The organism is Pseudomonas sp. 57B-090624, assembly GCF_003234055.1.
Classification (GTDB): domain Bacteria; phylum Pseudomonadota; class Gammaproteobacteria; order Pseudomonadales; family Pseudomonadaceae; genus Metapseudomonas; species Metapseudomonas tohonis.
Genome location: NZ_QKRU01000007.1, coordinates 1 through 23,161, shown reverse-complemented (window position 1 = coordinate 23,161; position 23,161 = coordinate 1). Strand labels below are relative to the sequence as shown.

The following is a 23,161-nucleotide window of genomic DNA, read 5'->3' as shown; positions in this document are numbered from 1 at the left end:
CATGCATCAGCGCGCTGTTCTCGCAGGAGGATGTTTCTGGGGCATGCAGGATCTGATCCGCAAGCGGCCCGGCATCATCTCGACCCGTGTGGGTTACACGGGCGGCGATATTCCGAACGCCACGTATCGTAATCACGGCACGCATGCCGAGGGGATCGAGATTGTCTTCGACCCGACAGTGACGAGCTACCGGAACATCCTGGAATTCTTCTTCCAGATCCACGATCCGACGACGCTGAACCGCCAGGGCAATGATCGTGGGCTCTCCTACCGGTCGGGCATCTATTATGTCGACGAGGAGCAGAAGCGCGTCGCCGAGGATACGATCGCCGATGTGGATGCCTCGGGGCTGTGGGATGGCAAAGTGGTGACCGAGGTCCAGCCGGTCGGCGAGTTCTGGGAGGCCGAGCCCGATCACCAGGATTATCTGGAGAAGCGCCCGGGCGGCTACACCTGCCACTTCGTCCGTCCCGGCTGGGTGCTTCCGAAGCGCCAAAAGGTTGACGACGTACAGCCAGCGGCCGGGACCGCGGCGGAATAGGCTTCACTGCCGTTGCCACTGCGCCGATCCGGTCCGCAATCTTCGTGACCGCGTCGTTCAGCGACGCGGTCATCGAACCCTACTTCAGAGTGACGGCTCGTTCCAGTCAGTCGCCATCGCAACACCAGGATCGCAGATTTATGCCAGACCTCTCGTCCTTTCCGATCACGCAGCGCTGGCCGGCATCTCATCCCGATCGCCTGCAACTCTACGCAGCCCCTACGCCCAATGGCGTCAAGGTCTCGATCATGCTTGAGGAGACTGGCCTGGCGTACGAGCCCCACCTGATCGACATCTCGAACAACGAGTCGAAGGATCCGGCGTTCGTGTCGCTGAACCCGAACGGACGCATACCGGCGATCATCGATCCGGCTGGCCCTGACGGTAGACCCATCGCCTTATGGGAATCCGGTGCGATCCTCCTCTATCTGGCCGACAAGACGGGTCAGTTCATCTCCACCGAACCAGGCCAGCGTTACGAGACCCTAGCGTGGGTGTTCTTTCAGATGTCGGCCATCGGGCCGATGTTCGGTCAGCTCGGCTTCTTCCTGCGATTTGGCGGCAAGGACTATGAGGACAAGCGGCCGCAACAGCGCTTTATCGACGAATCCACGCGTCTGCTGGGGATTCTGGATCGCCGGCTGGAAGGCCGCGACTGGATCGTCGACGACTATTCGATCGCGGACATCGCGACGCTCGGCTGGGTGAATGCGCTGGTGGAATTCTACGCTGCGGGTGACATCCTTGGCCTCAGCAGCTTTTCGAACGTCCGCGCATGGCTTGGACGCGGGCTGGCTCGACCGGCCGTCCAGCGTGGCCTCCACATTCCCGCGAGGCCAGCATGAGCATCATCGCCGCCTATTATTACAACGAAGGCAAGCGAGTTCGCGAAATCGCGCTCGATGAGCACGTCAAGTTGGGCGAGAGTCGCTCGGGCTTCTGCTGGATCGCGCTTAGCGAACCCACCCCCGAGGAACTACTCGCGATCCAAAGGACATATAATCTTCATCCGTTGGCGATCGACAACGCGATGCACCCGCTGTGCCCGCCCAAGCTCGAGGTCTACAACGATGAGTTGTACGTCGTCGCGCAGACCGCCGAGCTGGTCGGCGACCGGATCAGCTACGGCAAGATGGCGATCTTCACCGGTCACAATCACCTTATCACCGTGCGGCACGGCAATGCCGGAGCGCTGGGCAAACTTCGGGAGCAACTCGAGGCATCGCCGACGCAGTTCGGCAAGGGTGTCGACTATGTGCTGCACGCGATCTTGCATCGCGTGGTCGACCAGTATCTGCCCATCTTCGAAATGATCGAGGACGACGTCCTGGCGATGGAGCGACGGTCGCTGCACGATTTCCTCGGGCCAGAAGAGGTGGCGCGAATCTTCGAACTAAGGTCCGAACTCACGCGGTTCCAGCGCACGCTCGGGGCTATGGCCGAGCTGGTGCGAAAGCTCGTTCGCGGCCACTTTCCCTGCATCAGCGCCGAAATGACACCATATTTCCACGACGTCGCGGACCATGTCCACCGCGTGCAGTCCATGGTCGACGGCCTCCTGCTTGTCCTGTCCACGGTCTTTGAGGCCAGCAGCCTTCTTGAAGCGCAAAGGACGGGGGTGATCACCCGCCAGCTGGCGGCTTGGGCGGCAATACTGGCAGTCCCGACGGCGATCGCTGGAATATACGGCATGAACTTTAAGCACATGCCGGAGCTGGACACGGCCTACGGATACTTTGTCGTGCTCGGAGTGATAGCGATATCGTGCGTTTTCCTATTTGTGCGCTTCAAGAAGGCTAAGTGGCTGTGAATACTGCCCATCGTTTTCTTCGCCGTCATCTGACGGTTACAGCGGGCCTTATACGGAAGCTTGTCCAATCCAACTCAAGATGAAGGTGCGTCCATGACATAGCAGCTGACCGACGCTCTACAAGCAGTTCAGTCCTTCATCGCCAAGGGCTAAGACCGCGAATAGCGCGTCAAGGACAGCAATCTCGTCGATCTCGAGCCAGGATCAACCATCGGTCCGTGCGGCATCTGCGTCGACGCGGCGTTTCGCCTCGGAAGCGGTGATGATGGCGATAACGCCTCCACCCTCTACGCGATCACCGATCCGGCGACCGAGCATAAGGGCCTGTTGATCGACGTGTTCGATGAAATCTGCTACCGCGACCCAGTTCAAGAGTCGGGACCTCAATGTAGAAGAAGTTGACTAACGAGCATTCGCGTCATCCGATCAAGCAAGCTGGAGACATTTATGAAAGCCATTGGTTACAAGGTTCCGGGACCCATCGCCGCGGATGCCGCGCTGGTCGACATCAATCTGCCTCGGCCTGTCGCTGCAGGATACGATATCCTGGTTGAGGTGAAGGCCGTCTCGGTCAACCCGGTCGACTACAAGGTCCGCAACAGCACGCCGCCGGCAGATGGCGATTGGAAGGTGCTGGGATGGGATGCCGCCGGGATTGTGCGCGAGGTCGGCCCCGACGTCACGCAGTTCGAGTTAGGCGACGAGGTCTATTATGCCGGATCGATCACACGGCCCGGTACCAATGCGGAGTTCCATCTCGTCGACGCCCGGATTGTCGGTCACAAACCTGCGTCGCTCTCCTGGGCGGAAGCGGCGGCGCTGCCGCTGACGACGTTGACGGCCTGGGAGGCGATGTTCGACCGCCTGGACGTGGCGAAGCCCGTACCCGGTGCGGCGGAGGCGATCCTCATCATCGGTGGCGCGGGCGGGGTTGGGTCGATCGCCGTCCAGATCGCGCGACAGCGCACGGACCTCACCGTCATCGCCACAGCCTCTCGACCGGAAACCCAAGAGTGGGTAAGAGGGCTTGGAGCTCACCACGTCATCGACCATTCTCGTCCGCTCGCGCCACAGATCGCCGAACTCGGCATCGGTGCTCCCGCTTTCGTCTTTTCGACCACACATACCGAGCAACATGTCGCCGACATCGCCGAACTGATCGCCCCACAAGGACGGTTCGGACTGATCGACGATCCCAAGGCATTCGATATCATGGTTTTCAAGCGCAAGGCGGTGTCGATCCACCACGAGCTGATGTTCACGCGGTCGATCTACGGCACGCCCGACATGAATGAGCAGGGCGAGATTCTGGATGCGATGGCAGCGCTGGTTGACGACGGCAAAATCCGCACGACGCTGACCCGGCGACTGTCGCCGATCAATGCCGCCAATCTGAAGACGGTGCATGCACTGATCGAAAGTGGCGCGGCTAAAGGCAAGATCGTCCTCGAAGGCTTCTAACGACCGCGATCGCCAAACATCTTGTCCAACCTCAAAAAGCCGAACGGGTTATGCCCCAGCGATGAGAATCCCATGACCAAATCTATTGCCACCGCCTCGATCAACCGCGAAACCGCAGTCGCCCTCATCGACGCGGCGCTCGCTGCGGCCCGTGCCATCGGCATCCCGGCTGCCGTCGCCGTCGTCGACGCCACCGGTAACCTGCGCGCGTTCGAGCGCACCGACGATGCGCCGTTCCTTACCGTCGATGTTGCCATCGACAAGGCCTGGAGTTCCGCCTCGTTTGGGTTCCCGACCCATGTCTGGAACGACTATGTGACCAACGATCCAAAAGTGGCGCCGCTAGCCTATCGCCCTCGGATGGTCGCTGTCGGCGGCGGTTATCCGATTCTGGAGGATGGGAAGTTGATCGGCGGCATAGGCATCTCCGGAGGCAACTATCAGCAGGATCAGGATGCGTGCGTCGAGGCACTCATGAAAATCGGGTTCCAGTTGCCAGCCTGACGACTGTGAGGCCATCACCGGTGGTAATGGCCAACAGATCCAACCTTTGAGAGGCCTAATGATGGAAGCGTTCGTCGTCTTTACGCGGGAAGAAACCAGCGACCCACATGCACTCGCAACCTATTCTGCAGGCGTCGGACCATCGTTCGATGGTCACGACGTTACCTTTCTCGCCGCTTATGGCGCGATCCAGCATTTGGAGGGGCCGCCCATCGAAGGGGCCGTAATCTTGCGTTTCCCGACGATGCAGGCCGCTCGCGACTGGTATGACAGTCCCGCCTACCAAACCATCGCTGCTCAACGCTTTGCCGGTTCCCGTTACCGCGCCTTTATCATTGAAGGGCGGCGGTGACATACCGACAGAAGCACTTCGGCGCTGACCACGAGGTATCGGCGTGTGAACTCGCATCTTGGGAATCTGTGGGGGGGACCAAGACAGCGGCGCTAGGGGCTCATATCGTCGATCGGATCAGAGAGTTGCTCGGCGAGAATGGGTTATCTATTGCCGAGCTGACGGAGCGGAGCCGCCCTCTCCCAACGGATTGATTCAATCGTTGACGCTCCTCCTATCCGGATCCGGGTTTTCGCACGCTGATCAACAGAGTTACAGCGCGCAACGCCTGTAGTGGGCATCAGGGGATGGGTGGCAATCAGGATGATTGCCCACCTTCCAACGATTAACCTTGCTCAAGTTGCTTCACTAGTCGCTCCGCGTCGAGATGGAAGTCCGAGAAAACAATGCTACCGCCAGCGTCGATAACCGTAAACCACGGAGTTCCTCGTGTGCGGTAGTCTTCCATGAAGGTTGGAAACGGCGAGCCGGTCGGTTGCTCGTCGTGACCGAAAACGATAGGAAGCTCATACTTGAGCTGGTTCACGCGCAACTTCTCGAAGGTATTCTCATGCGTTCCTTCGAAGACGGTCTGGATCACTGCGAACCCCACGTCTTTTGAGCTCAACGCTGCATGCAACTTTTGTAGCGTCGGAAACCCATGCAAATGGCAACCTTGGCACCAATGCTGGAAGGCAAACAAGATTTTCGGGCCGGGCCCGATATCTGACAGTTTGAACGGCGCGATACTTTCCCCATCTTTGCCAATCCATTTTTGCACCCGCAGCTCAGGCGCTTGTCGTTCGATCTCGTTCATCTGATCCTCCAACCCCGATACAGAAGCTTAGTGGATGATCGCGCGTCGCGACGGTGCGCGAACGTCCGACCTTATTTTCCCTATTTCCTGAAGCCAGAATAGATCAGATCGACATTTCGTCCTTAATATACTCAAGCTGCCGGCGAGCGCGAACTGGGCAACCATGCGCTGGTGAGCCTTGAGCTTTGCACGCTGCCCATCCGTTTGAGAGCGAACCTGCAACTTCCGCTCCGCATACCGCAGATCAGCGTACGCAGCCTTGGGGTTATCTACCCTATAGCCATTGGGTATTGGGAATCATGCTGGCCTGACGCTATGTTCGATACGCGATTTTTTACGATGATAGAGCATCTGTATCTGATTTTTAGTCGATTGGCTTATTCGGCGGATGTGCGGGCAAATGCTTTACGCAGAGTACTGAAATGAAGGCCGGCTTCGGTCTGCCGTATCGAGCAAGAGGGGTCACTATGGTCACCAGAGGTTTCACCGGTCGCGGTTCAGGCGACCAGTCCGATCGGATTCCGCCAGGTCAGCATCTGGTGGAGGATTTCCCTGTTCTGTCGGCCGGCCCTACGCCGAGGGTAGAGCCCTCCGACTGGAAATTCACAGTCAAAATTGGTCCGAAGCCCGTCAAAACGTGGAATTGGGGCGAATTCAACACTCTACCAAAGACCCAGGTGACAAAGGATATTCACTGCGTCACCTCTTGGTCCAAACTGGATACCGTTTGGGAGGGTGTACTCATTGAAGACATCCTTGCAGATGCAGAGCTTGATCGGCCTACCGATTTCGTCTTGGCGCACTGCTACGATAATTATTCGACAAACGTCCCTCTGACGGATCTGCTTTCCGGGAAAGCGATGGTCGCCCTCAGTTATGCGGGCAAGCCACTTTCCCGCGATCATGGGGGGCCGGCGCGTCTTCTAGTGCCGCACCTTTACTTCTGGAAATCCGCCAAATGGGTGAATGCGCTGCAATTCACGACGCGTGACGAGGCCGGCTTTTGGGAGCTGCACGGCTATCACATCTACGGCGATCCGTGGCGCGAACAACGATACACCCATGACTGAAAACGAAGCGCAAGTCCGTTCGTGGCAATCATGCGTGATCGACGACATCATCCAGCAAACACCGAGTATCAAGAGCTTCTTCCTTCGGTTGAGCAAGCCGTTCGCGCACACCGCAGGTCAGCACGTCGATATCCGGCTGACCGCGCCCGACGGCTACAGTGCAATGCGCAGCTACTCGATCGCGTCATCGGCAGTTTCGACCCCGATCGTCGAGATAGCTATCGAGCGCATGCCGGATGCCGAAGTTTCGCCGTTTTTTCACGACATCGCGGCGATTGGTGACGAAATCGAAGTTCGCGGTCCGCTCGGTGGCCATTTCCTTTGGCCTGAGCCTGCCATAGATCCGGTTCTGTTGATCGGGGGAGGCTCCGGCCTCGTGCCGTTGATGGCAATGATCCGGCAGCGCCGCGCATTGGCCCAAGCCGTTCCGACAGCGTTGCTCCTGTCCGCACGAACCGCCGAGGACGTTCTCTTCTCAGAAGAACTTCATTGCATCGAAATCAGCGATCCGGCGTTCGTCCTGGCGCTCGCGATTACGCGCGAGAAACCGGTTCGCGCATCGGACTTTGCGCGACGGATCGACGGCATGATGGTCCAAGAAATTCTAACCAGGCTTCAGGGAAAGCCGACGCAAGTGTTCGTCTGCGGGTCTAACGGATTCGTCAACATCGCAACCGATAGCGCGCTGCTGGCGGGCTTGGACGCCTCCATCATCAAGACGGAGCGCTACGGGGGCTAGCGGCGCGAGCTATCTCACGTCGCGCCGATCGTAGACGTGCGCCCTGGGAAGCTTTGGCGATCAACGTGAACCGTTTTGCCGAACACAGTCTTCGTACCCCCCGGCCTCTAGAACGCCTTCGCTCGCGATACCTGGCTCGACATCAAGCTCAATTTGAAAGTTCCTGCACTATCCGTCGTCCTGATATGCTCGACCAGCATGATGGGCGATTCGAGCGGGACCGCTTCCGTCCCAATCGAGGCTCGGTTACCTTAGAGCATCGGCTCGGCGCTACAGGAGGCGCGTGCGGCCTCTGCCTGGCGGTGAAAGCACTTTGGGCCATGTCGCCTGGATAGCGGCCAATCGTCAGCATCTGCTCCGATGTCGGCCAAGGTGCAGTCGCCATCTTTGAACGCCGCGAATTGGAGATCAACGCCATGACAGCGATCCGCGTGCAACTGCCGGAGATGCAATATGACAACTGATGTATTGCTGTACACCACGAATTGGTGCCCGTTCTGCCGCCGAGCGAAGGCGCTCCTCAAGGAAAAGGGCGTGCGATGGAAGGAGCTCGATATTGAGGCGGATCCGGCTCACCGGCAGGCCATGGCGGAAGCGTCGGGGCGAAGCTCCGTGCCGCAGATCTTCATCAATGGCACCCTTATCGGTGGCTCCGATGAGCTATTCGCGCTCGATGTCAGAGGCGAGCTCGACAAACTTCTCGGGCGCAACCCGCCTGCCACCTGAGGAGGTGCGGCTTGGGGCAGCCAGCCCGCGAGCCTTCGCCGGTTGATGAATACAAAAGGAGAGTCCGTTGGTCTCAGCCATCTGGAAAGACACTACTATCGCCACAAGCGACGAAACAGTCATCGTCGAGGGAAATCACTACTTCCCACCGTCAGGAGTCGACCTGAGCCTGCTTGAGATGAGCCCGCACACATCTGTCTGTCCGATCAAAGGCGCCGCGCGCTTCTTTCATGTTCGCGCGGGTGACGCGCTCAACGTGAACGCCGCTTGGACCTATCCCGCCCCCACTCCGGATGCCGAGGGTATCCGGGATTACATCGCTTTCTGGAAAGGCGTGGACGTTGCCTAGCAGACTGGACGGACGACTTCGCTGATAGCCATGCGGGCGCCGACATCTCAATTATCCTGCCCACCCCGGGCCTCGTCGGCTGCAGGAATCTGCCCGGCACCTTAGCGCGACCCGGCACTGGCGGTCTCGCACCCGCCGCGCCTCTGTTCTATCAATAAGGATGGATGACATGGAGCATTCCGAGTTCGATGCCGCTTTCGCGAAGCTTGCGGAGGGATACAGAGAAGGGACTTATGAAGGCCGGCGTTTCAGCTTGATCGTCCGGCGATCTGGGGACGGACGTCGCAACAGTCTGTTCGCCAGGGAGTTGGACGGGACTGACATTGTCAGCTTCAACCTCTTCCGCGTTACATCAGATAGGACATTGTTGAAGCCGTGCGAAATGTCCGCCGAAAAGGTCGTAGCGTTCGTGCTGGAGTTCCGACCGGACACCTGACGGGCAGAAGAAGATCCCGGCCAACCGGCGCGCCTGCGACGGCCGGCTATCTAAGGCTGCGCAAGCCTATAGCCGCAGCTCATTGCACTTCGTCTGGCGAGGAATTCAACATCGATACGTCGCCATCCGCGGGGATATCGGTACAGGCGCCCGTGTAAGCCAGATTGAGAAATCCTAAGCGATGACTAACACCAATGACGCCACCCTTCCGACACATTCTATTCTTGAGGAATGCACAGCGATGGCTGTCGTCAACGCTCTGAAGATTATTCTGAAGAACAGCTACGCGATCTACCTTAAGACACAAAATTAGCACCGCCCATTTACAGCGATAGCTGCACCTGTGATTGCACTAGCCTCCTGAGAGGCTAAAAATACGATCACATTAGCGACCTGCTCTGGCGTAACCCAGCGGGTGGCATCCGCATCAGGCATATCGAGGCGGTTCTGCGGGGTATCGATGATCGATGGCATGATCGCATTGACCGTGATGCGCTGATCTTTCAACTCTTCGGCCAACGCCTCCGTAAGGCGCATCACCCCGGACTTTGCTGCAGCATAGGCCCCCATGCCTAGGCTGGCCTTACTGGCCGCTCCGGCTGCAATGTTGATAATGCGCCCGGCTTCGGCTTTCTTCAGGTGTGTCAGCGCGGCCATGCTAGCCGTTGCGGCAGTGCGCACGTTCATTTGATACATCAAATCCCAGGTCGCAAGATCGCCGCCCTCGATGGTCTCCCAGCGAAAACCACCCGCCACGTTGATGAGCGCATCTAATCCTTGAAAATGCTGCTGCACCTGCTGCATTGCACAATTTGCCATGTGCAGATCGGTTAGATCGACCGCGCCGATAAGCAGTTTTTCAGAGCGCGCCGTGTCGGCCAGGGGTCGCGGCACGCTGGCCTGATCAATCAGGGCCACCCGCCAACCATTGGCCGCGAACGCCTCGCCTACCGCTATACCTAGACAACCGAATCCACCGCTAATTGCGACTACTTTACTCACGCTTATTCTCCTTGAAGTGGACTACACCAGGGCTGCACTGAGCACTGAGCCCCGGCACGAGTGGTCAGCTAGGTTGCCACTATTGCCGTGCAGAACCTGTCGCCGAGCCGACAAGTGGGCACAGTCAAGAGTGCTAACTTGCCTGGTCGCTGAGTCGCTGAAAGCCATCAGCCGCTCAACTTTCTTGAGTCGAGAGAAAAGGATCGCGCGCAATGAATCTGATCGTGTTTGCCATACCGATTTTTTTAACCACCACCTTGCTGGAAGCATGGCTGGCGCACCGCCGCGGGCTAGCGGCGTATTCCATACCTGATGCCATCAGCAGCTACCAATATGGTCTATTGAGCCAGGTGGTTGGGGCGTTCACCAAGTTGGCGAAACTGGGCGTTTACACTCTGGTATTCGAAGCCTACCGCGCCACGACCTTGCCTAGCGATAGCCTGTGGGTATGGGTCGGAGCCCTTGTGGCCTACGACTTTTTCTACTACTGGCATCACCGTATGAACCATGAAATTGGCTTGCTGTGGGCCGGGCACGTATCGCATCACTCTTCCGAGTACTTCAACCTGGCAACAGCCATACGCCAGTCCTCGACGAGCGCACTTCTGGGCTGGATATTCTATCTACCGATGGCAGTGGCCGGTGTGCCGCCCAGCGTGTTTGCCGGGGTGTTGCTGATCGACTTGCTTTACCAGTACTGGGTGCATACCGAGGTAATTGGTCGTTTGGGCTGGCTTGATCGCATCTTCGTCACACCCTCAAACCATCGCGTCCATCATGGGCAAAATGACTACTGCATGGACACAAACTACGGGGGCATTCTGATTCTCTGGGATCGCCTATTCGGTACCTTCGCCGAGGAGCGCAAGGACGAGAAGGTCATCTACGGCGTGCGCACACCGTTGCAGAGCCTTAACCCATTCTGGGGCAACATGCATTACTACATTGAGCTCTGGCAGAAATCCAAAGCCACCCCGGGCTGGCGGGCTAAACTTGGCGTCTGGCTGGCACCACCTGGTGGCTGGCACGATGAGGCGAGCGAGCCTTACGAGCCGTCGCAGTTTAAGTATTACGATCCGTGTACACCCGATGCGGTCAAACGCTATGCGGTAGTGCATCAGGTGCTTGCAATGTTGTTCCTCATGCATTTTCTGACGCTACTCAACACCTTGCCGAAGACCTTACTGGCACTCTACGCCGCTGGCTTTGCCATTTCGGCAATCTCTCTCACGTCACTATTGGAAGGACGTGCCAATGCACGGCGTTTTGAGCAGTGCCGTGTCATAGGACTGGGCATTGCCTTTGCTGCTCTACCTGACTGGTTCGGTTTTAGTATGCCCATCGCACTCAAGCTGATGTTATTGGTTGTAATGCTAGGCAGCGCTGCATGGCTCAGCCGCACTTCCTTCAAACCTGCTGCTTTGTGGACTTCCCAATGAATGCCGATGCCATTTCCGACTTGATCTTGGCTGTGGTTGCCTTTTCCATTGCCTTTGTCCAGCTGCGCCAGCGCCCTGCTCTAGCCATTGGTTGCGGCCTGATCGGCCTGGCGGCAGCGATTGGTACACTGCATTACCAGTATGGTGAGTTGTTCGCCGGCCCACATCGCTTTACCGGCCTGGTTGCCGCCAGCGCAGGTTTCCCGCTGCTGGTCATTGCACTGCGCTGGCCAGATGACTCTGTTGCTCAGCGCATCACGGCCGCAGGGCGCTTCGCGCTCTTGGTTGGGAGCTTCGGGGTGGTGATTAGCGTGTCGGGATTTGACACCTGGCGCATGCTGGTGCCTCTTGGCTCTGTCTTGTTAATCTGTGCCACAGCCTTAGTGACGCGGCGGGTAATGCCACTCGGGGCGGCGCTAGTGTTCATCGTTAGTCTAGCGGCCGGTGCAACCGGTGAAGAGATGCTCGGACCGCTATCTGGCATCCAATGGCTGCACTACTTGCTGTCTTTAGCCCTGCTGCTGCTGCACCGGGATAGGGTGGTGCCGCTGTTAGCTGCGAGCCGTTAATTCGGCTTCCCCTGCATCCCATATCTTGGGAAACTGTCGAATGTGGTTAAGACCCAACATCGATGTTTCCAAGGTTTCCAAATGCAAAACATAGATGACGCAGCCCATCAGACAATCTACCGCCTGCGCGAGGCAGATGACTGGTTCGCAAGCTTGCCGGGGGAAGTGCAAGACAAAATCATCCAGTCTTCCGTATTGCGCCACTATCGCAAAGGGCAGGTGATCACTGCCCAAGGCAGCCGACCGACTGCAGCCTCAGTAGTGCTTGAGGGGCGCGTGCGGGTTTCGCGGCTGCTATTCGAGGGTGAGGAGAAGCTTTATATGATTGGCGAGAGAGGATTTTGGTTCAACTTCCTCGCCCTGATTACAGGCGAAAAGGCCGATGTGGCTGTGATCGCCGATACCAATGTGCAATTACTAATGCTGCCTCTGCAGCAATTCGAGCGAATCCTTGAAGAGGAACCTCTCTATTGCAAGGCAATTACACTTTTTATTGCCAAGCGCTATGCCGCTTTTATGCGGCACTTTGCCGATGGCCAGATGATCGTGCCGCTGCAACGGCTGCGTACAGGTTTAGCAGAACTGTTGTTGCTGCAACCACCGGCAACAGGCTCTGAGGAAGTTATTTTGAATGTTTCTCAGGCGGATTTAGCCTCCATACTTGGTTCTTCCCGCCAGACTATCAACGGGCTGCTAAAACAACTGGAAAAGGCGGGACTGATTAAGATCGGTTTTCGGCATATTCGAGTAATTGATCCAGCTGGGCTTTCTGAGCACGCGGCTAACTGAGCCGGCACTAATCTCGATGTAATTTTCGCAGGGCCGAGTGCATCGCTGTTGATCATGAGTGGACTCACCACCTGACTTCATCAGTACCACCTGACCACAATGCTAGAGGTGAACCGGCCCTATCAATAGCCCCGGCTTTCCTAGAGACCTTTGGGCCTAATAACTGCCCCCGCACGAGGGCCGCTTGGTCACCAATCAAAGACTGCTTTTGGCCGAGTCCGGTCTATCGCGTCAGGCTTGAATCGGCCAAAAGCGGCCGGTCGACAATGGTGTGTCCGACCCATTGCTGTCGCTCGCAAAAGCTGATGGACAAGAAGGCGTTGTCTACCCTACAAAGCCATCAAGTCCCTGTAGGGTGGAAAACTGCGGAGCATTTTCCACCAGTGGTCATCCAGGCTACCGCGCTGAGAATGCGTAGTGATGTATTACGTCCTCAGCCACAATGTTAATATCAAGCTGCAACATATCGACAGCCGCCTGCTTCAACACATGACATTAATGGAGCTGGGCAGGCTTGAAGTGAATAATAAATTTTACAAGCTAAAAAACTAACGAATATATTATATTTCGAGAATCAAAAGGAAATTGATCAGCAATGTTCACTGTTAAAAACTACGGCGTCTCCTTTTCAACAAAAAAAAGCGACATCGCGCTAACTAATTTCTTCGTGTCATTAGTAGGAGCCGATATTGACTTTCCAATCCGCACTGATAGTGCGAGAAAAATAATAATTGACCAAGATGAAAAATATATCTATGGCACAGTTATAACCATAAAAAACCAGAAAAAATGCCACTCGGGCGCATCCCGCCCCTACTTCAGGGACTTTCACTTGCTTCTCGCTCTGTCACTCACAGCATCGGCACGCCCATGACGCATGGTATCCAGGCCTCATAATTTTCCCATATAACCTTCTTGTCTTTTGCGCACCCAGAAAGACTCGAGGCTTTAACTGGACAGATGAGCCCTCGAGGGTAGTGTTCACCTGATTGGCTTTCTCATATCTGATGTTGATTCGCACAGTGTGCCAACCAGGTGATAGTTTCAAAAAACCTGCGCTTCAGAGCGAATTAGACGATCTTCGATAAGAGCGATCCGCCTCAAAATCCAAAACATCTAACATTGTCCTAGAGCCATATTTGTACCTAGTACTATGGCGCTCCCATTAACACATTTGATGATGCACAGAAAACTTAGCTCATGATAGCTTTCAGCTAACAGCTATTCGGAAGCCCGAAAGGATTCAACCGTTTAAGCGTGAACCGTCGATTATAAATACTTTCGTAAGTTAGCTTTAAAGGACGCTTTTAGTCCTTGTAAATACGCATTACGACTCCACAGCTACCAAATCCATACGGCGCCAGCAACCATTAAAACACCCGACACTACTAAAACAATAGTAGAGGCGCGATTGCTGCCTTTCAAAGTATGACCAACACCCACATCCATAACTAGGTGTCGAATTCCGGCTACGAGATGATAAATAAATGAAGAGTATACCAACCAGAAACTAACTTTGCCGAAAGGTGAAGAAAAAATCTCCTTGACTTCATTAAAACCCTTTTCTGACTCCAACGATTTGCTCAGCATATACAGTATCAGTCCCAGAAAAATAAAGAGCATAATTCCTGAAATCCGGTGCAGAATCGATGTAAGCGCCGTGAGAGGAAGCTGAATGGTTCGAATATCAAGATTAACCGGCCGCTTTTTATTCATTTTGACTCCAGTCAACAATTCTAGTGGGGGATTTCAGTTTTCGATCTCATTCATCATAGCAGCTGTAACTAAGGCTGGCGGCGACAATAATGGAGATATTCGGGGCTTACGTTGCATTTTGAGGTCGCAAGTGCATGTGCGTAAATTGAAGCAAATTGCAAGGTTATGCCCAATAGGTAGCTAGCTTATTAATTTAACAAAAGTGACGTGTGTCGTTCTGCAGGGCATGCTGTTCCCCAACCCTGGAAAACCTATCCTCTTTAACACGTCAAAGTCGATTGATAGGCTTGCTGCAACAGCTATCTGCCCGGTTGAAGTCGAAGATCGATGTATCTGTAGGGTTTGGAAATAAATGCGGGCGCCCACCGCACTCACGGCTCAGTTACCATTCTTTGTGCATCGCGGCCGCGCGGCTAGTTGGTAGCTGTTCTAAGCCTAGTCAGTGCCGCCCTTCGCCCCAAGCCCCATAGTCAGATTTGAGAAATGACAGTAGGCGATGCCGCAACGCGCTTCATCGACCTATGTAAAACGACTCCTTTATCGAAATAGTGCACTCATCGCTCTCCACGGCGATCCCTTCATCGCGAATTGCACCGCCCAAGACGATCTGCACTGAAATCAATACTTTCTGATGCCTCTTGATTAGAGATGCCAGCCATAATCATCTCATCGCCAACGCATACGGCGTTCGGCAGCCAACACACTCTCACTCACTACTGGAAGCTCAGACATGAAAACCATAGGCATTGAAAACTCGAAGTCCAGCGTACAGGCCCACTTAACGCTTGGAACCAAAACTATGGGGCTAGGTATCTATGGCGCGTACTTGGCTCTCGCTATTATTTACTTCTGGTTCGGCGGCATGAAATTTACCCACTACGAGGCCGAGGGCCTGGTTCCACTGGTGAGCAACAGCCCGCTTTTGGGATGGGTGTATAGCATTTTTTCGGTCGACATGTTCTCCAGCCTGCTCGGCATACTAGAGATTTCGATCGGCACTCTGATCGCAGGCCGCATGCTGTCGCCCAAACTATCCGTGGTAGGAGGCGCTCTGTCTGCAGGCCTGTTCTTCACAACCCTTAGCTTTATGTTTTCCACTCCGGGCGTCATTGAGCCTAGTTTAGGGTTTCCGGCGATTTCCGTTGCGCCAGGTCAGTTTCTGCTTAAAGACTTAGGGTTGCTTGCTGTTTCGATATTTGTGGCAGGCCATTCGCTGGTTGAACTGGAAAAACGTAAAATTAATGCATAATTTTTTCAATGGCTTAAGGCAGTAATGCCTTAGGCCTTTTTGCCATCATTTTCCCCCGCCAGATCTTTCAACCAGTCACGAGGGCTCAACCCCGTCTTGCGTCTAAATGCGCGAGACAGCGCCGAAGGACTTTCGTAGCCGACTTGAGCTGCAATCAGCGTAATCGAGCGCCCTTCTCGCATCAGCTTCTGAGCCAGGCTAACTCGCCAACTCAACAAATAATCAGCAGGCGTCTGTCCGATGACACTCTTGAAATGCACGGCATACGCAGCGCGTGACATATTTGACTCACTGGCCAGCTCTGCTATTGACCAGGCATGTTCCGGGGAGTTGTGCATCTGTAAAAGCGATCGGGCAAGCCGCATGTCGGCCAGTCCAGCCATCATTCCGGTGCGCAACTGGTGATGATCGAGCAGGTAACGGAGCAACAGAATGATTAGGAGCTCAAATAAGCGCTCAAGCGCGGCTTCCCTTCCACAATGCACATTTGCCGCCTCGGCAAACATCCACTCCAACGTGTCTGCCAGCATGGGCAGATCATCGAGTGCGAGCACCAAACAGTCCGGTAATGAAGCCGACAAAGGATTATCAATTCCGCCCTCAAACTCCATGGAAGCACACAACAACTTTGCGCCATCGGACTCACCCGCAAACAATTGATGCTTGGCGGGGCGTGGCATAAAAATCAAGCTAGGGCGAGTGAGCTGCAAATCCTTGCGATCGGGACCAAGCAACGTCACGCTGCCGGCCTGAAGCAGATGGATATAACCTCGCCGCTCGGCGCCATCGTAAGATGCAGAGCCGCATAGGTCGCCGTCATAGAACAGATTGGCCCGCACGCCGAACCGCGAGAGCAAATTAGACAAACGATCCATTGGCCGATCCTTGACGAGTCAGAACGCACAGACCATACCATCTGCGTTGTCGTTCAGTGCCTGTAGCGAACATGCCGGCGTAAATCAGCCAACGGATAAAGTGATCACTGAGCAGCTCAGCCTCCCTTTCCAGTTCGGCTGTTAAAAAAACAACACCGTTGTTTGAAAGCACCAGCAAATCAAGTGCTCACTCTTCTATTTTACAGTACCTGGCAACAGCACTTTGCGGTGCAGTCGATCAGATATCCGGAAGGTTGATCGTAAGCTTCAGCCTAGCGCTCTTCGAATTTAATGTCGTCGAGCTTCGGCCCAACCATTCCCCCGACCTACTCTTCCCTCCCCTAGAGACCCTAGCAGTCACTTGAATCGCGGCTGTCTGCGATAAGGTGTTGCTGGTAACTATTGCATCAGCGCCTGAAAACTCCACCTCGGCCGGCAGACTTGAGACCTTAAGTCGTATGGTAGCGAGAGGTACCTTGGAGCCCGATAGCGTCTGTACGAAAACGAACACACTGTCATCCAAAGCGACCTTTTCGAAAATTTCCGGGGAAATGTCCACCCGTACCTTGAGCGGTGTTGGTGGCAAGCCAGCAACATGGTTAATCTGTTGCCGCTGACCGAAAACTGACCCAGTAGAGGCTGTTCTGCCGACTGAAAACTGACCCAGGTGTTCAACTGCTTCTGCTCAATTTTTGAGCAGGAGAACACAGGGTGATCAGTATGGAAATGATGGGCAAAATTCGCCGGATGTATTTCCGCGACAAGCTGTCGCTGCATGAGATAGCCAAGCGCACCGGGTTGGCGCGCAACACGATTCGCAAGTGGGTCAGAGCACCTGAGGCCAAGCCGCCGGTCTACCAACGCCGCGCGATCTTCAACAAACTCAGCCCTTTTCACGCCACGCTGGAGCAGGCGCTAAAAGCCGATTCGCTGCGGCCCAAGCAACAGCGGCGCAGTGCCAAGGCGCTGTTGGCGCAAATCAAAGCCGAAGGTTATGACGGTGGCTACAGCCAGCTCACCGCGTTTATCCGTGCCTGGCGAGGGGGACAGGGCAAGGCGTCGCAGGCCTTTGTGCCGCTGACCTTTGCTCTTGGCGAGGCGTTTCAGTTTGACTGGAGCGAGGAAGGCTTGCTGGTCGGCGGCATTTACCGGCGTATGCAGGTGGCACATCTGAAGCTGTGTGCCAGCCGTGCGTTCTGGCTTGTGGCGTATCCGAGCCAGGGCCATGAGATGTTATTTGACGCCCATACACGCTCGTTCGGCTCCTTGGGCGGCGTGCCGCGCCGGGGCATCTACGACAACATGAAGACCGCCGTCGACAAGGTCAATAAGGGCAAAGGCCGGGCGGTGAATGCGCGCTTTGCGGTGATGTGCGCGCATTACCTGTTCGATCCGGACTTCTGCAACGTCGCCGCTGGTTGGGAAAAGGGCATCGTTGAAAAGAACGTGCAAGACAGCCGCAGGCGTATCTGGCTAGACGCCCAGGACTGCCAGTTTCACTCCTTCGAGGAACTCAATGCCTGGCTGGGCCAGCGCTGCCGCGCGCTTTGGAACGAGCTGACGCACCCTCAATACAGCGGGCTGAGTGTGGCCGAAGTGCTGGAGTTGGAGCGCGCTGAACTGATGCCTGTGCCAGCGCCATTCGACGGTTACGTCGAGCGGCCTGCGCGGGTCTCCAGCACCTGCCTGGTCAGCGTCGGGCGCAACCGCTACTCGGTGCCGTGTGAGTATGCGGGTAAGTGGGTCAGCAGCCGTTTGTATCCGACGCGAATCGAGGTGGTGGCTGACGACGCGCTGATCGCCAGCCATGTCCGCTTGCTGGATCGCGACCAGGTCAGCTATGACTGGCAGCACTACCTCCCGCTGATCGAACGCAAGCCCGGTGCGCTGCGCAACGGCGCGCCCTTTGCTGATCTGCCGGCGCCGCTGCGTCAGCTTAAGCACGGTCTGGGGCGTCATGCCGGCGGTGACCGGATCATGGCGCAAGTTCTGGCTGCCGTACCGGTCGCCGGGCTCGATGCGGTGCTGGTGGCTGTTGAGCTGGTACTGGAAAGCGGCAGCCTGAGCGCCGAACACATCCTCAATGTCGTGGCGCGCCTGGCCGCGACCGAACCACCACCCAGCGTCGAAACCCACTTGTCGCTCAAGGAAGCCCCCGTCGCTAACACGGCGCGCTACGACCGCCTGCGTGGCCAGACCGAGGAGATCGGTCATGCGTGATTTGATGGCGGAACTCAAGGAGCTGCGCCTGCACGGCATGGCCACGGCCTGGGCGGAGTTGACTGCGCAGGGTGAGTCGAACACAGCCTCGTCCAAGTGGCTGCTCGAACACCTGCTGGAACAAGAGCACACAGATCGCGCCATGCGCTCGGTGAGCCACCAGATGAACATGGCCAAGCTGCCGATGCACCGCGACCTGGCCGGCTTCGACTTCAGCGCCTCCAGCGCAGACGCTCGTTTGATCAGCGAACTGGCCAGTCTGGCCTTTACCGACACCGCGCAGAACGTGGTGCTGATCGGTGGGCCTGGCACCGGTAAAACCCACCTGGCCACTGCGCTGGCCGTGTCCGGCATCACCCGGCACGGCAAGCGCGTGCGCTTCTACTCCACGGTCGATCTGGTCAATCTGCTGGAGCGCGAAAAGCACGACGGCAAAGCCGGGCGGATCGCCCAAGCTCTGCTGCGCATGGATCTGGTCATCCTCGACGAACTGGGTTATCTGCCCTTCAGCCAGGCCGGCGGTGCGTTGCTGTTTCACCTGCTGTCCAAGCTGTACGAACACACCAGCGTGGTGATCACCACCAACCTGAGCTTCGCCGAATGGTCGAGCGTGTTCGGCGACGCCAAGATGACCACCGCCCTGCTGGATCGGCTGACCCACCACTGCCACATCGTCGAAACCGGTAACGAGTCCTATCGCCTGCAACACAGTAGCTTGGCGGCCCAGGCCAAGATCAAATCACGGGAGCGAAAGCGTAAGGGCGGCCAGGAACCGGAGGACGATGAGCCGTTCTGATTTCATGGCGACGACGGCCTGCTACATGGCTGCGTGTGGCAGGTCTTAAACAACTGAACTGGGCTAGCGAAGGAGTGGGGGCAACAGCAGCTGCGCTGGTAGACTTATCCACAGTTGCTGGTAACAAAATCAGCAATCCGCCCTGGGTCAAATTTCAATCGGCAGGGTGGGTCAATTTTCCATCAGCGCCAACAGCATGGCCACTATTGATCCTGGGTTATCTTGTATTGGTTGAAGCACAGTGAGGACAGAAGCTAAATCGGCAGCTAACTGATTAATCTGATCGCCGCTCAGATCAGTAGCTATGAAGCCAAAATGCTTGGCTGGCTATGGCCAAAAGCCGCATCTAGCAGACGACTGCTGTCGGTCGATTCTGTTGAAAAAGTAGCTTCAGCGGCAGCCTGCGGATCAAGTGTGCCTGCTGTCGAAGTGGCTGCAAGCCACTTCAAGTTGCCTTTCGGCGTTTCACTGAGCGTCCTTGCTCAGGTGTAAGGGTTAATTTGAGGGTTTCTGCTCGTAGCAGGCGTACCTATCCCATCAGCGGTGGCCCTTGAGGCAAAAGCTTGGCCATGCGGCGCAGGTTCTGCACCGTGGCCGCCAAAGTGAATTCGTCAGTGGCACCCGTTAGGCCACGCAGTCGTAAACGGTCGAGTTTCATGATCCGTTTGAGGTGGGCGAAAAGCATCTCCACCTTCTTTCGTTCGCAGCGAGAGACGAGATACTCCGGTGTCTTGGCGATGCGTCGAGCCACGTCGCGGGCAGCCTCATGGATGCTGCGGACGATCTTCCGATTCGGCGTGTTGGGGCAGCATTTCGCTTTCAACGAGCAGGTAGCGCAGTCGGTTTGGCTGGAGCGGTAGATGATGGTGTTGGCCTTGGTCACCCGCGACCTTTGCTGGGTGAAGGCGCGCCATTCACTGCGCAGCGGTTTGTCGGCTGGGCAGCGATATTCATTGGCGTCCTGATTCCAGTGAAAGTCGTTACTGGAGAGGCTGTCGTCCTTGCGCTCGGTCTTGTCCCACACCGGCACATGCGGCTCGATGTCCTTTTCTTCGACCATCCAGGCCAGCATCGGGGCGGTGCCATAAGCGGTATCGCCGATAAGGCGTTCCGGGGTGAGATCGAACTGCGTGGCGCATCGCTCACCAGGCACTCTTCAAGACTCCCCAGCGAGAAAATCTGGTCGGCCGACGGGTAGTGCCTGAGAAGGCTTTGATGTGGACACGGGATCACTTCACATGTCCACATCAAAGCCATGTCCATATGGACTTCGCAAGAAGATGCCAGATACCACGTATAGCAAGCCCTAGAGGACTTGTCCGCACTCCCTACATTTCGATTACGATGAGCGTGCAGTTGCACTGCAACGGGCCGACGGGGAAGGTCTCGCGGATCAGGGTGGGTTGCGCTGCGGTCATTGCCGGTCCTCCAGGCCAGGTCGCCGGCCTCTGTGCGGGCCGGTCGGATCAGGGGTCAGCACGATAATCGCTGGGCAGCTTGCCCGTCCATTTCTTGAAGGCACGGCGGAAGTTGGAGGGGTCGCTGAAGCCCAGCAGGCTGGCGATCTCGAACAGCGGCAGGTGGGTGGTGGTGAGGTACTGCAGGGCCAGGCCCTTGCGCACCTCGTCCTGCACCTGCTGGTAGCTGGTGCCCATGGACGCCAGGTGGCGGCGCAGGCTGCGCCCGCTGGTGTGCAGCGAGCGCGCGGCGCTGTCGAGGTCGGGGAAGTCGCCGGGGCGGGCCAGCAGCAGGCGGCGTACGCGGGTCAGCAGGGCGTCCTGCACGTCGAGGGTGGCCAGCAGCGCCTCGCACTGCTGCTCGCACATCTGCACCGTCGCCGGGTTGGCCAGGGCCATGGGGCGGTCGAGGTAGTGCTTGGGCAGGGTCATCCAGTGGTACGGCTGCTCGAACTCCACCGGGGCGCCGAACACCTCGACATAGCGGGCGGCGTAGGCCGGCGCCGGGTGCGCGAAGCCCACGCGCAGGCCGTGCAGTTCCTCGCCCAGGAGAAAGCGGGCGATGGTGCAGAAACTGGTCATCAGCCCCTCCCCGGCGAAACGCCCGAGGGGCCCCATGGGGAAGGATTCGACGGCACGCATCTGCAGGTCGTCGCCCTGCTCCACCAGCTCCAGTTCGTAGGCCAGGCCCAGCACCCGGTAGTACTTCATGGCGAACTGCAGGGCACGCCCCAGGTTGGCGCTGGAGAGCACCGCGTAGCCGAGGATGCCGTGGGTGGAGACATTCAGCCGCTGGCCGAGCACCAGCCCCAGCGCCGGCTCGTCGCACAGCACCAGGGCGGCGCTGGCCAGGAGGTTGAAGTCGATGAAGGACAGGCGGCCATTGGGGCTCTGGAGGAGTTCCGGTCGCACCCGAGCCTGGGCGAGCAGGGTTTCGCGGGCTACGCCCAGCTCTTCGGCGAGGGCCAGCAGCGCCTCGGCATAGGCGACGGGCACCAGTTCGGCAGAGAAGGTCAGCGGTTGCTTCATGAGTATTCTTGTTGTCGGCCGTGGCCAGATATGACCCGATGATTGGCAGAAGATAACCTTGTCCGACAAAACCCGGCAAGCCAAAGTTGGAGCGTGGTTTCTGCATAGACTCAGGGAGTCCCCATGACCAGCACGACCCCAGAAGGATTGGTAATCCGACCGCGACACATGGATTTCGACCTACCCAATCCGCTGCCGCGCCACTGGCACAGTGGCAATGCCTTCAAGACCCACCTGTTCGACGCCATGTCGGTGCTCTTCCCCGATGGCGAGCGCTTCTTCATCGACTCGGTGCGCAACTTCCGCGAGGAGATCACCGACCCGGTGCTCAAGGAGCAGATCCGCGGCTTCATCGGCCAGGAAGGCCACCACAGCCGCGAGCACCTGGAATACAGCAACCGCCTGCGCGACCTCGGCTACGACATCGGCCGCATTGAGCGCCGCGCCCAGGCGCGCATCCGCTACACCCAGAAGAAGTTCTCCAAGCGCCGCCAGCTGGCCGCTACCGCCGCCCTGGAGCACATCACCGCGATCATGGCCGACGGCCTGCTGAAGAACCCCGAGCACATCGCCGGCGCTCACCCGACCCTGGCCCGCCTGTGGCGCTGGCACGCGCTGGAGGAAACCGAGCACAAGGCGGTGGCCTTCGACGTCTACAACCAGGTCTGCGGCAGCCGCAAACTGCTGCGCCGGGCGATGATCATGGGCACTTTCTTCTTCATGCTCGACACCCACCGCGGCCTCATCCACATGCTCAAGCGCGACGGCCTGCTGTGGAACTGGCGCGTCTGGCGCGACGGCCTGAGCTGGATGTGGGGCAAGAACGGCATGTTCCGCCAGTTGATCCCGGCGTACATGGACTTCTTCAAGAAAGGCTTCCACCCCTGGCAGCACGACAACCTCGAACTGCTGCACAAGACCCGCGAGGAGTTCGACGGCGTGCCTGCGGCGGCGTGATTCCTCGGTGTTAACGCAACGGCCCTTCGGGGCCGTTGTCGTTTCTGGAGTGGAAGGGGATCGTAGGGTGGGCTTCAGCCCACCGCTCTTTTTGCGGTTCGTTCGAAGGGCTTCGCGAGCGGAGCTCGCTCCTATGGGTAGGTCGTGCCTACAAAGAGCTCGAAGCCCCGTCGTAGGGTGTGCTGCGCGCACCGGGAAATTGGAGCGCACACTTATCCAGAACCAGGCGAAGAAGTTGGAGCAGAGAGAGAGAACGGTGGGCTGAAGCCCACCCTACGC

General features: G+C 57.2%; 25 protein-coding genes and 2 pseudogenes. 19 read left to right on the top strand and 8 right to left on the bottom strand.

Going from position 1 to position 23,161, the window contains the following annotated elements; all coding sequences use genetic code 11:
- Position 1: 1 nt before the first annotated feature.
- From msrA to DMX10_RS04720, 3 genes are all read left to right on the top strand, one after another.
- The gene (gene msrA, locus DMX10_RS04730) at positions 2–541 is read left to right on the top strand and encodes a peptide-methionine (S)-S-oxide reductase MsrA (protein WP_003464967.1); all 540 of its coding nucleotides are present in this window, start codon (positions 2–4) and stop codon (positions 539–541) included.
- 140 nt (positions 542–681) lie between these two features.
- Positions 682–1,386, top strand: a complete 705-nt coding sequence (locus tag DMX10_RS04725; protein ID WP_003464969.1) for a glutathione S-transferase N-terminal domain-containing protein — start codon at positions 682–684, stop codon at positions 1,384–1,386.
- Entirely contained in the window at positions 1,383–2,351 is a 969-nt protein-coding gene (locus DMX10_RS04720; RefSeq protein WP_003464971.1) for a magnesium and cobalt transport protein CorA, read from the top strand. The genes DMX10_RS04725 and DMX10_RS04720 overlap by 4 nt, the downstream gene beginning before the upstream one ends.
- 204 nt (positions 2,352–2,555) lie before the next feature.
- Here the strand turns inward: DMX10_RS04720 and DMX10_RS32930 are convergent, their stop codons facing one another.
- A complete protein-coding gene (locus tag DMX10_RS32930; RefSeq protein ID WP_016487060.1) occupies positions 2,556–2,723 on the bottom strand; it encodes a hypothetical protein in 168 nt (55 codons plus the stop codon).
- Positions 2,724–2,798: 75 nt separating this feature from the next.
- On the opposite strand from DMX10_RS32930, the gene DMX10_RS04715 reads away from it, so the two are divergent.
- The 3 genes from DMX10_RS04715 to DMX10_RS04705 all read left to right on the top strand — a co-directional run bounded on the left by DMX10_RS04715 (position 2,799) and on the right by DMX10_RS04705 (position 4,668).
- Positions 2,799–3,812, top strand: coding sequence for a zinc-binding alcohol dehydrogenase family protein (locus DMX10_RS04715; RefSeq protein ID WP_002118279.1), 1,014 nt, complete (start codon positions 2,799–2,801; stop codon positions 3,810–3,812).
- A 72-nt stretch (positions 3,813–3,884) separates the two neighbouring features.
- On the top strand, positions 3,885–4,316 hold the full coding sequence (locus tag DMX10_RS04710) for a heme-binding protein (RefSeq protein WP_005006001.1): 432 nt from the start codon (positions 3,885–3,887) through the stop codon (positions 4,314–4,316).
- Between the two features lie 58 nt (positions 4,317–4,374).
- On the top strand, positions 4,375–4,668 hold the full coding sequence (locus DMX10_RS04705) for a DUF1330 domain-containing protein (protein WP_010591688.1): 294 nt from the start codon (positions 4,375–4,377) through the stop codon (positions 4,666–4,668).
- A gap of 325 nt (positions 4,669–4,993) precedes the next feature.
- Here the strand turns inward: DMX10_RS04705 and DMX10_RS04695 are convergent, their stop codons facing one another.
- The gene (locus tag DMX10_RS04695) at positions 4,994–5,464 is read right to left on the bottom strand and encodes a hypothetical protein (protein ID WP_003464979.1); all 471 of its coding nucleotides are present in this window, start codon (positions 5,462–5,464) and stop codon (positions 4,994–4,996) included.
- Between the two features lie 467 nt (positions 5,465–5,931).
- On the opposite strand from DMX10_RS04695, the gene DMX10_RS04690 reads away from it, so the two are divergent.
- The 5 genes from DMX10_RS04690 (at position 5,932) to DMX10_RS04670 (ending at position 8,784) form a co-directional block, all read left to right on the top strand.
- Positions 5,932–6,534, top strand: coding sequence for a sulfite oxidase-like oxidoreductase (locus DMX10_RS04690; protein WP_003464980.1), 603 nt, complete (start codon positions 5,932–5,934; stop codon positions 6,532–6,534).
- Positions 6,527–7,273: a ferredoxin reductase gene (locus DMX10_RS04685; RefSeq protein ID WP_002118292.1), complete on the top strand. Its 747-nt coding sequence runs from the start codon at positions 6,527–6,529 to the stop codon at positions 7,271–7,273. Before DMX10_RS04690 ends, DMX10_RS04685 begins: the two co-directional genes overlap by 8 nt.
- Before the next feature lie 453 nt (positions 7,274–7,726).
- A complete protein-coding gene (grxC, locus tag DMX10_RS04680) occupies positions 7,727–7,999 on the top strand; it encodes a glutaredoxin 3 (protein ID WP_005005995.1) in 273 nt (90 codons plus the stop codon).
- Positions 8,000–8,066: 67 nt separating this feature from the next.
- Positions 8,067–8,348, top strand: a complete 282-nt coding sequence (locus DMX10_RS04675) for a DUF427 domain-containing protein (RefSeq protein ID WP_003464986.1) — start codon at positions 8,067–8,069, stop codon at positions 8,346–8,348.
- 169 nt (positions 8,349–8,517) lie between these two features.
- Positions 8,518–8,784: a hypothetical protein gene (locus DMX10_RS04670; RefSeq protein WP_003464988.1), complete on the top strand. Its 267-nt coding sequence runs from the start codon at positions 8,518–8,520 to the stop codon at positions 8,782–8,784.
- A 309-nt stretch (positions 8,785–9,093) separates the two neighbouring features.
- On the opposite strand, the gene DMX10_RS04660 is transcribed toward DMX10_RS04670, so the two are convergent.
- Positions 9,094–9,786, bottom strand: a complete 693-nt coding sequence (locus DMX10_RS04660; protein WP_021219117.1) for an SDR family NAD(P)-dependent oxidoreductase — start codon at positions 9,784–9,786, stop codon at positions 9,094–9,096.
- Positions 9,787–9,998: 212 nt separating this feature from the next.
- Between DMX10_RS04660 and DMX10_RS04655 the strand changes: the two genes are divergently transcribed.
- From DMX10_RS04655 to DMX10_RS32345, 4 genes are all read left to right on the top strand, one after another.
- Positions 9,999–11,225 (top strand): sterol desaturase family protein, encoded by a 1,227-nt coding sequence (locus DMX10_RS04655; protein WP_003090706.1) that lies wholly within the window; start codon positions 9,999–10,001, stop codon positions 11,223–11,225.
- Complete coding sequence (locus DMX10_RS04650; protein ID WP_021219115.1) at positions 11,222–11,794, top strand: hypothetical protein; 573 nt, start codon at positions 11,222–11,224, stop codon at positions 11,792–11,794. Before DMX10_RS04655 ends, DMX10_RS04650 begins: the two co-directional genes overlap by 4 nt.
- A gap of 81 nt (positions 11,795–11,875) precedes the next feature.
- Complete coding sequence (locus tag DMX10_RS04645) at positions 11,876–12,583, top strand: Crp/Fnr family transcriptional regulator (protein WP_003090707.1); 708 nt, start codon at positions 11,876–11,878, stop codon at positions 12,581–12,583.
- 595 nt (positions 12,584–13,178) lie between these two features.
- Positions 13,179–13,457: a hypothetical protein gene (locus DMX10_RS32345; RefSeq protein ID WP_146602984.1), complete on the top strand. Its 279-nt coding sequence runs from the start codon at positions 13,179–13,181 to the stop codon at positions 13,455–13,457.
- A 467-nt stretch (positions 13,458–13,924) separates the two neighbouring features.
- Here the strand turns inward: DMX10_RS32345 and sdhC are convergent, their stop codons facing one another.
- Positions 13,925–14,299 carry a succinate dehydrogenase, cytochrome b556 subunit gene (gene sdhC, locus DMX10_RS04640; RefSeq protein WP_005005993.1) on the bottom strand — a complete coding sequence of 125 codons (375 nt, stop codon included), beginning with the start codon at positions 14,297–14,299 and terminating at the stop codon, positions 13,925–13,927.
- 730 nt (positions 14,300–15,029) lie between these two features.
- Between sdhC and DMX10_RS04635 the strand changes: the two genes are divergently transcribed.
- Positions 15,030–15,548, top strand: a complete 519-nt coding sequence (locus tag DMX10_RS04635; RefSeq protein WP_003464991.1) for a YkgB family protein — start codon at positions 15,030–15,032, stop codon at positions 15,546–15,548.
- 29 nt (positions 15,549–15,577) lie between these two features.
- Here the strand turns inward: DMX10_RS04635 and DMX10_RS04630 are convergent, their stop codons facing one another.
- Positions 15,578–16,423: an AraC family transcriptional regulator gene (locus DMX10_RS04630; protein WP_003464995.1), complete on the bottom strand. Its 846-nt coding sequence runs from the start codon at positions 16,421–16,423 to the stop codon at positions 15,578–15,580.
- Positions 16,424–17,143: 720 nt separating this feature from the next.
- On the opposite strand from DMX10_RS04630, the gene istA reads away from it, so the two are divergent.
- Complete coding sequence (gene istA / locus DMX10_RS04620; protein WP_024012635.1) at positions 17,144–18,643, top strand: IS21-like element ISPst3 family transposase; 1,500 nt, start codon at positions 17,144–17,146, stop codon at positions 18,641–18,643.
- Positions 18,636–19,439, top strand: coding sequence for an IS21-like element ISPst3 family helper ATPase IstB (gene istB / locus DMX10_RS04615; RefSeq protein ID WP_010454871.1), 804 nt, complete (start codon positions 18,636–18,638; stop codon positions 19,437–19,439). The genes istA and istB overlap by 8 nt, the downstream gene beginning before the upstream one ends.
- Before the next feature lie 529 nt (positions 19,440–19,968).
- Here istB and DMX10_RS04610 read toward each other — a convergent pair.
- From DMX10_RS04610 to DMX10_RS04600, 3 genes and pseudogenes are all read right to left on the bottom strand, one after another.
- A pseudogene (locus DMX10_RS04610) lies at positions 19,969–20,583 on the bottom strand (transposase); the annotation flags it as partial.
- A 199-nt stretch (positions 20,584–20,782) separates the two neighbouring features.
- Positions 20,783–20,857, bottom strand: a pseudogene (locus DMX10_RS04605) (MBL fold metallo-hydrolase); the annotation flags it as partial.
- A 48-nt stretch (positions 20,858–20,905) separates the two neighbouring features.
- Positions 20,906–21,925 carry an AraC family transcriptional regulator gene (locus DMX10_RS04600; RefSeq protein ID WP_111260009.1) on the bottom strand — a complete coding sequence of 340 codons (1,020 nt, stop codon included), beginning with the start codon at positions 21,923–21,925 and terminating at the stop codon, positions 20,906–20,908.
- Between the two features lie 123 nt (positions 21,926–22,048).
- Between DMX10_RS04600 and DMX10_RS04595 the strand changes: the two genes are divergently transcribed.
- The gene (locus tag DMX10_RS04595) at positions 22,049–22,882 is read left to right on the top strand and encodes a metal-dependent hydrolase (protein WP_111260008.1); all 834 of its coding nucleotides are present in this window, start codon (positions 22,049–22,051) and stop codon (positions 22,880–22,882) included.
- The last annotated feature ends 279 nt before the right edge of the window (positions 22,883–23,161 follow it).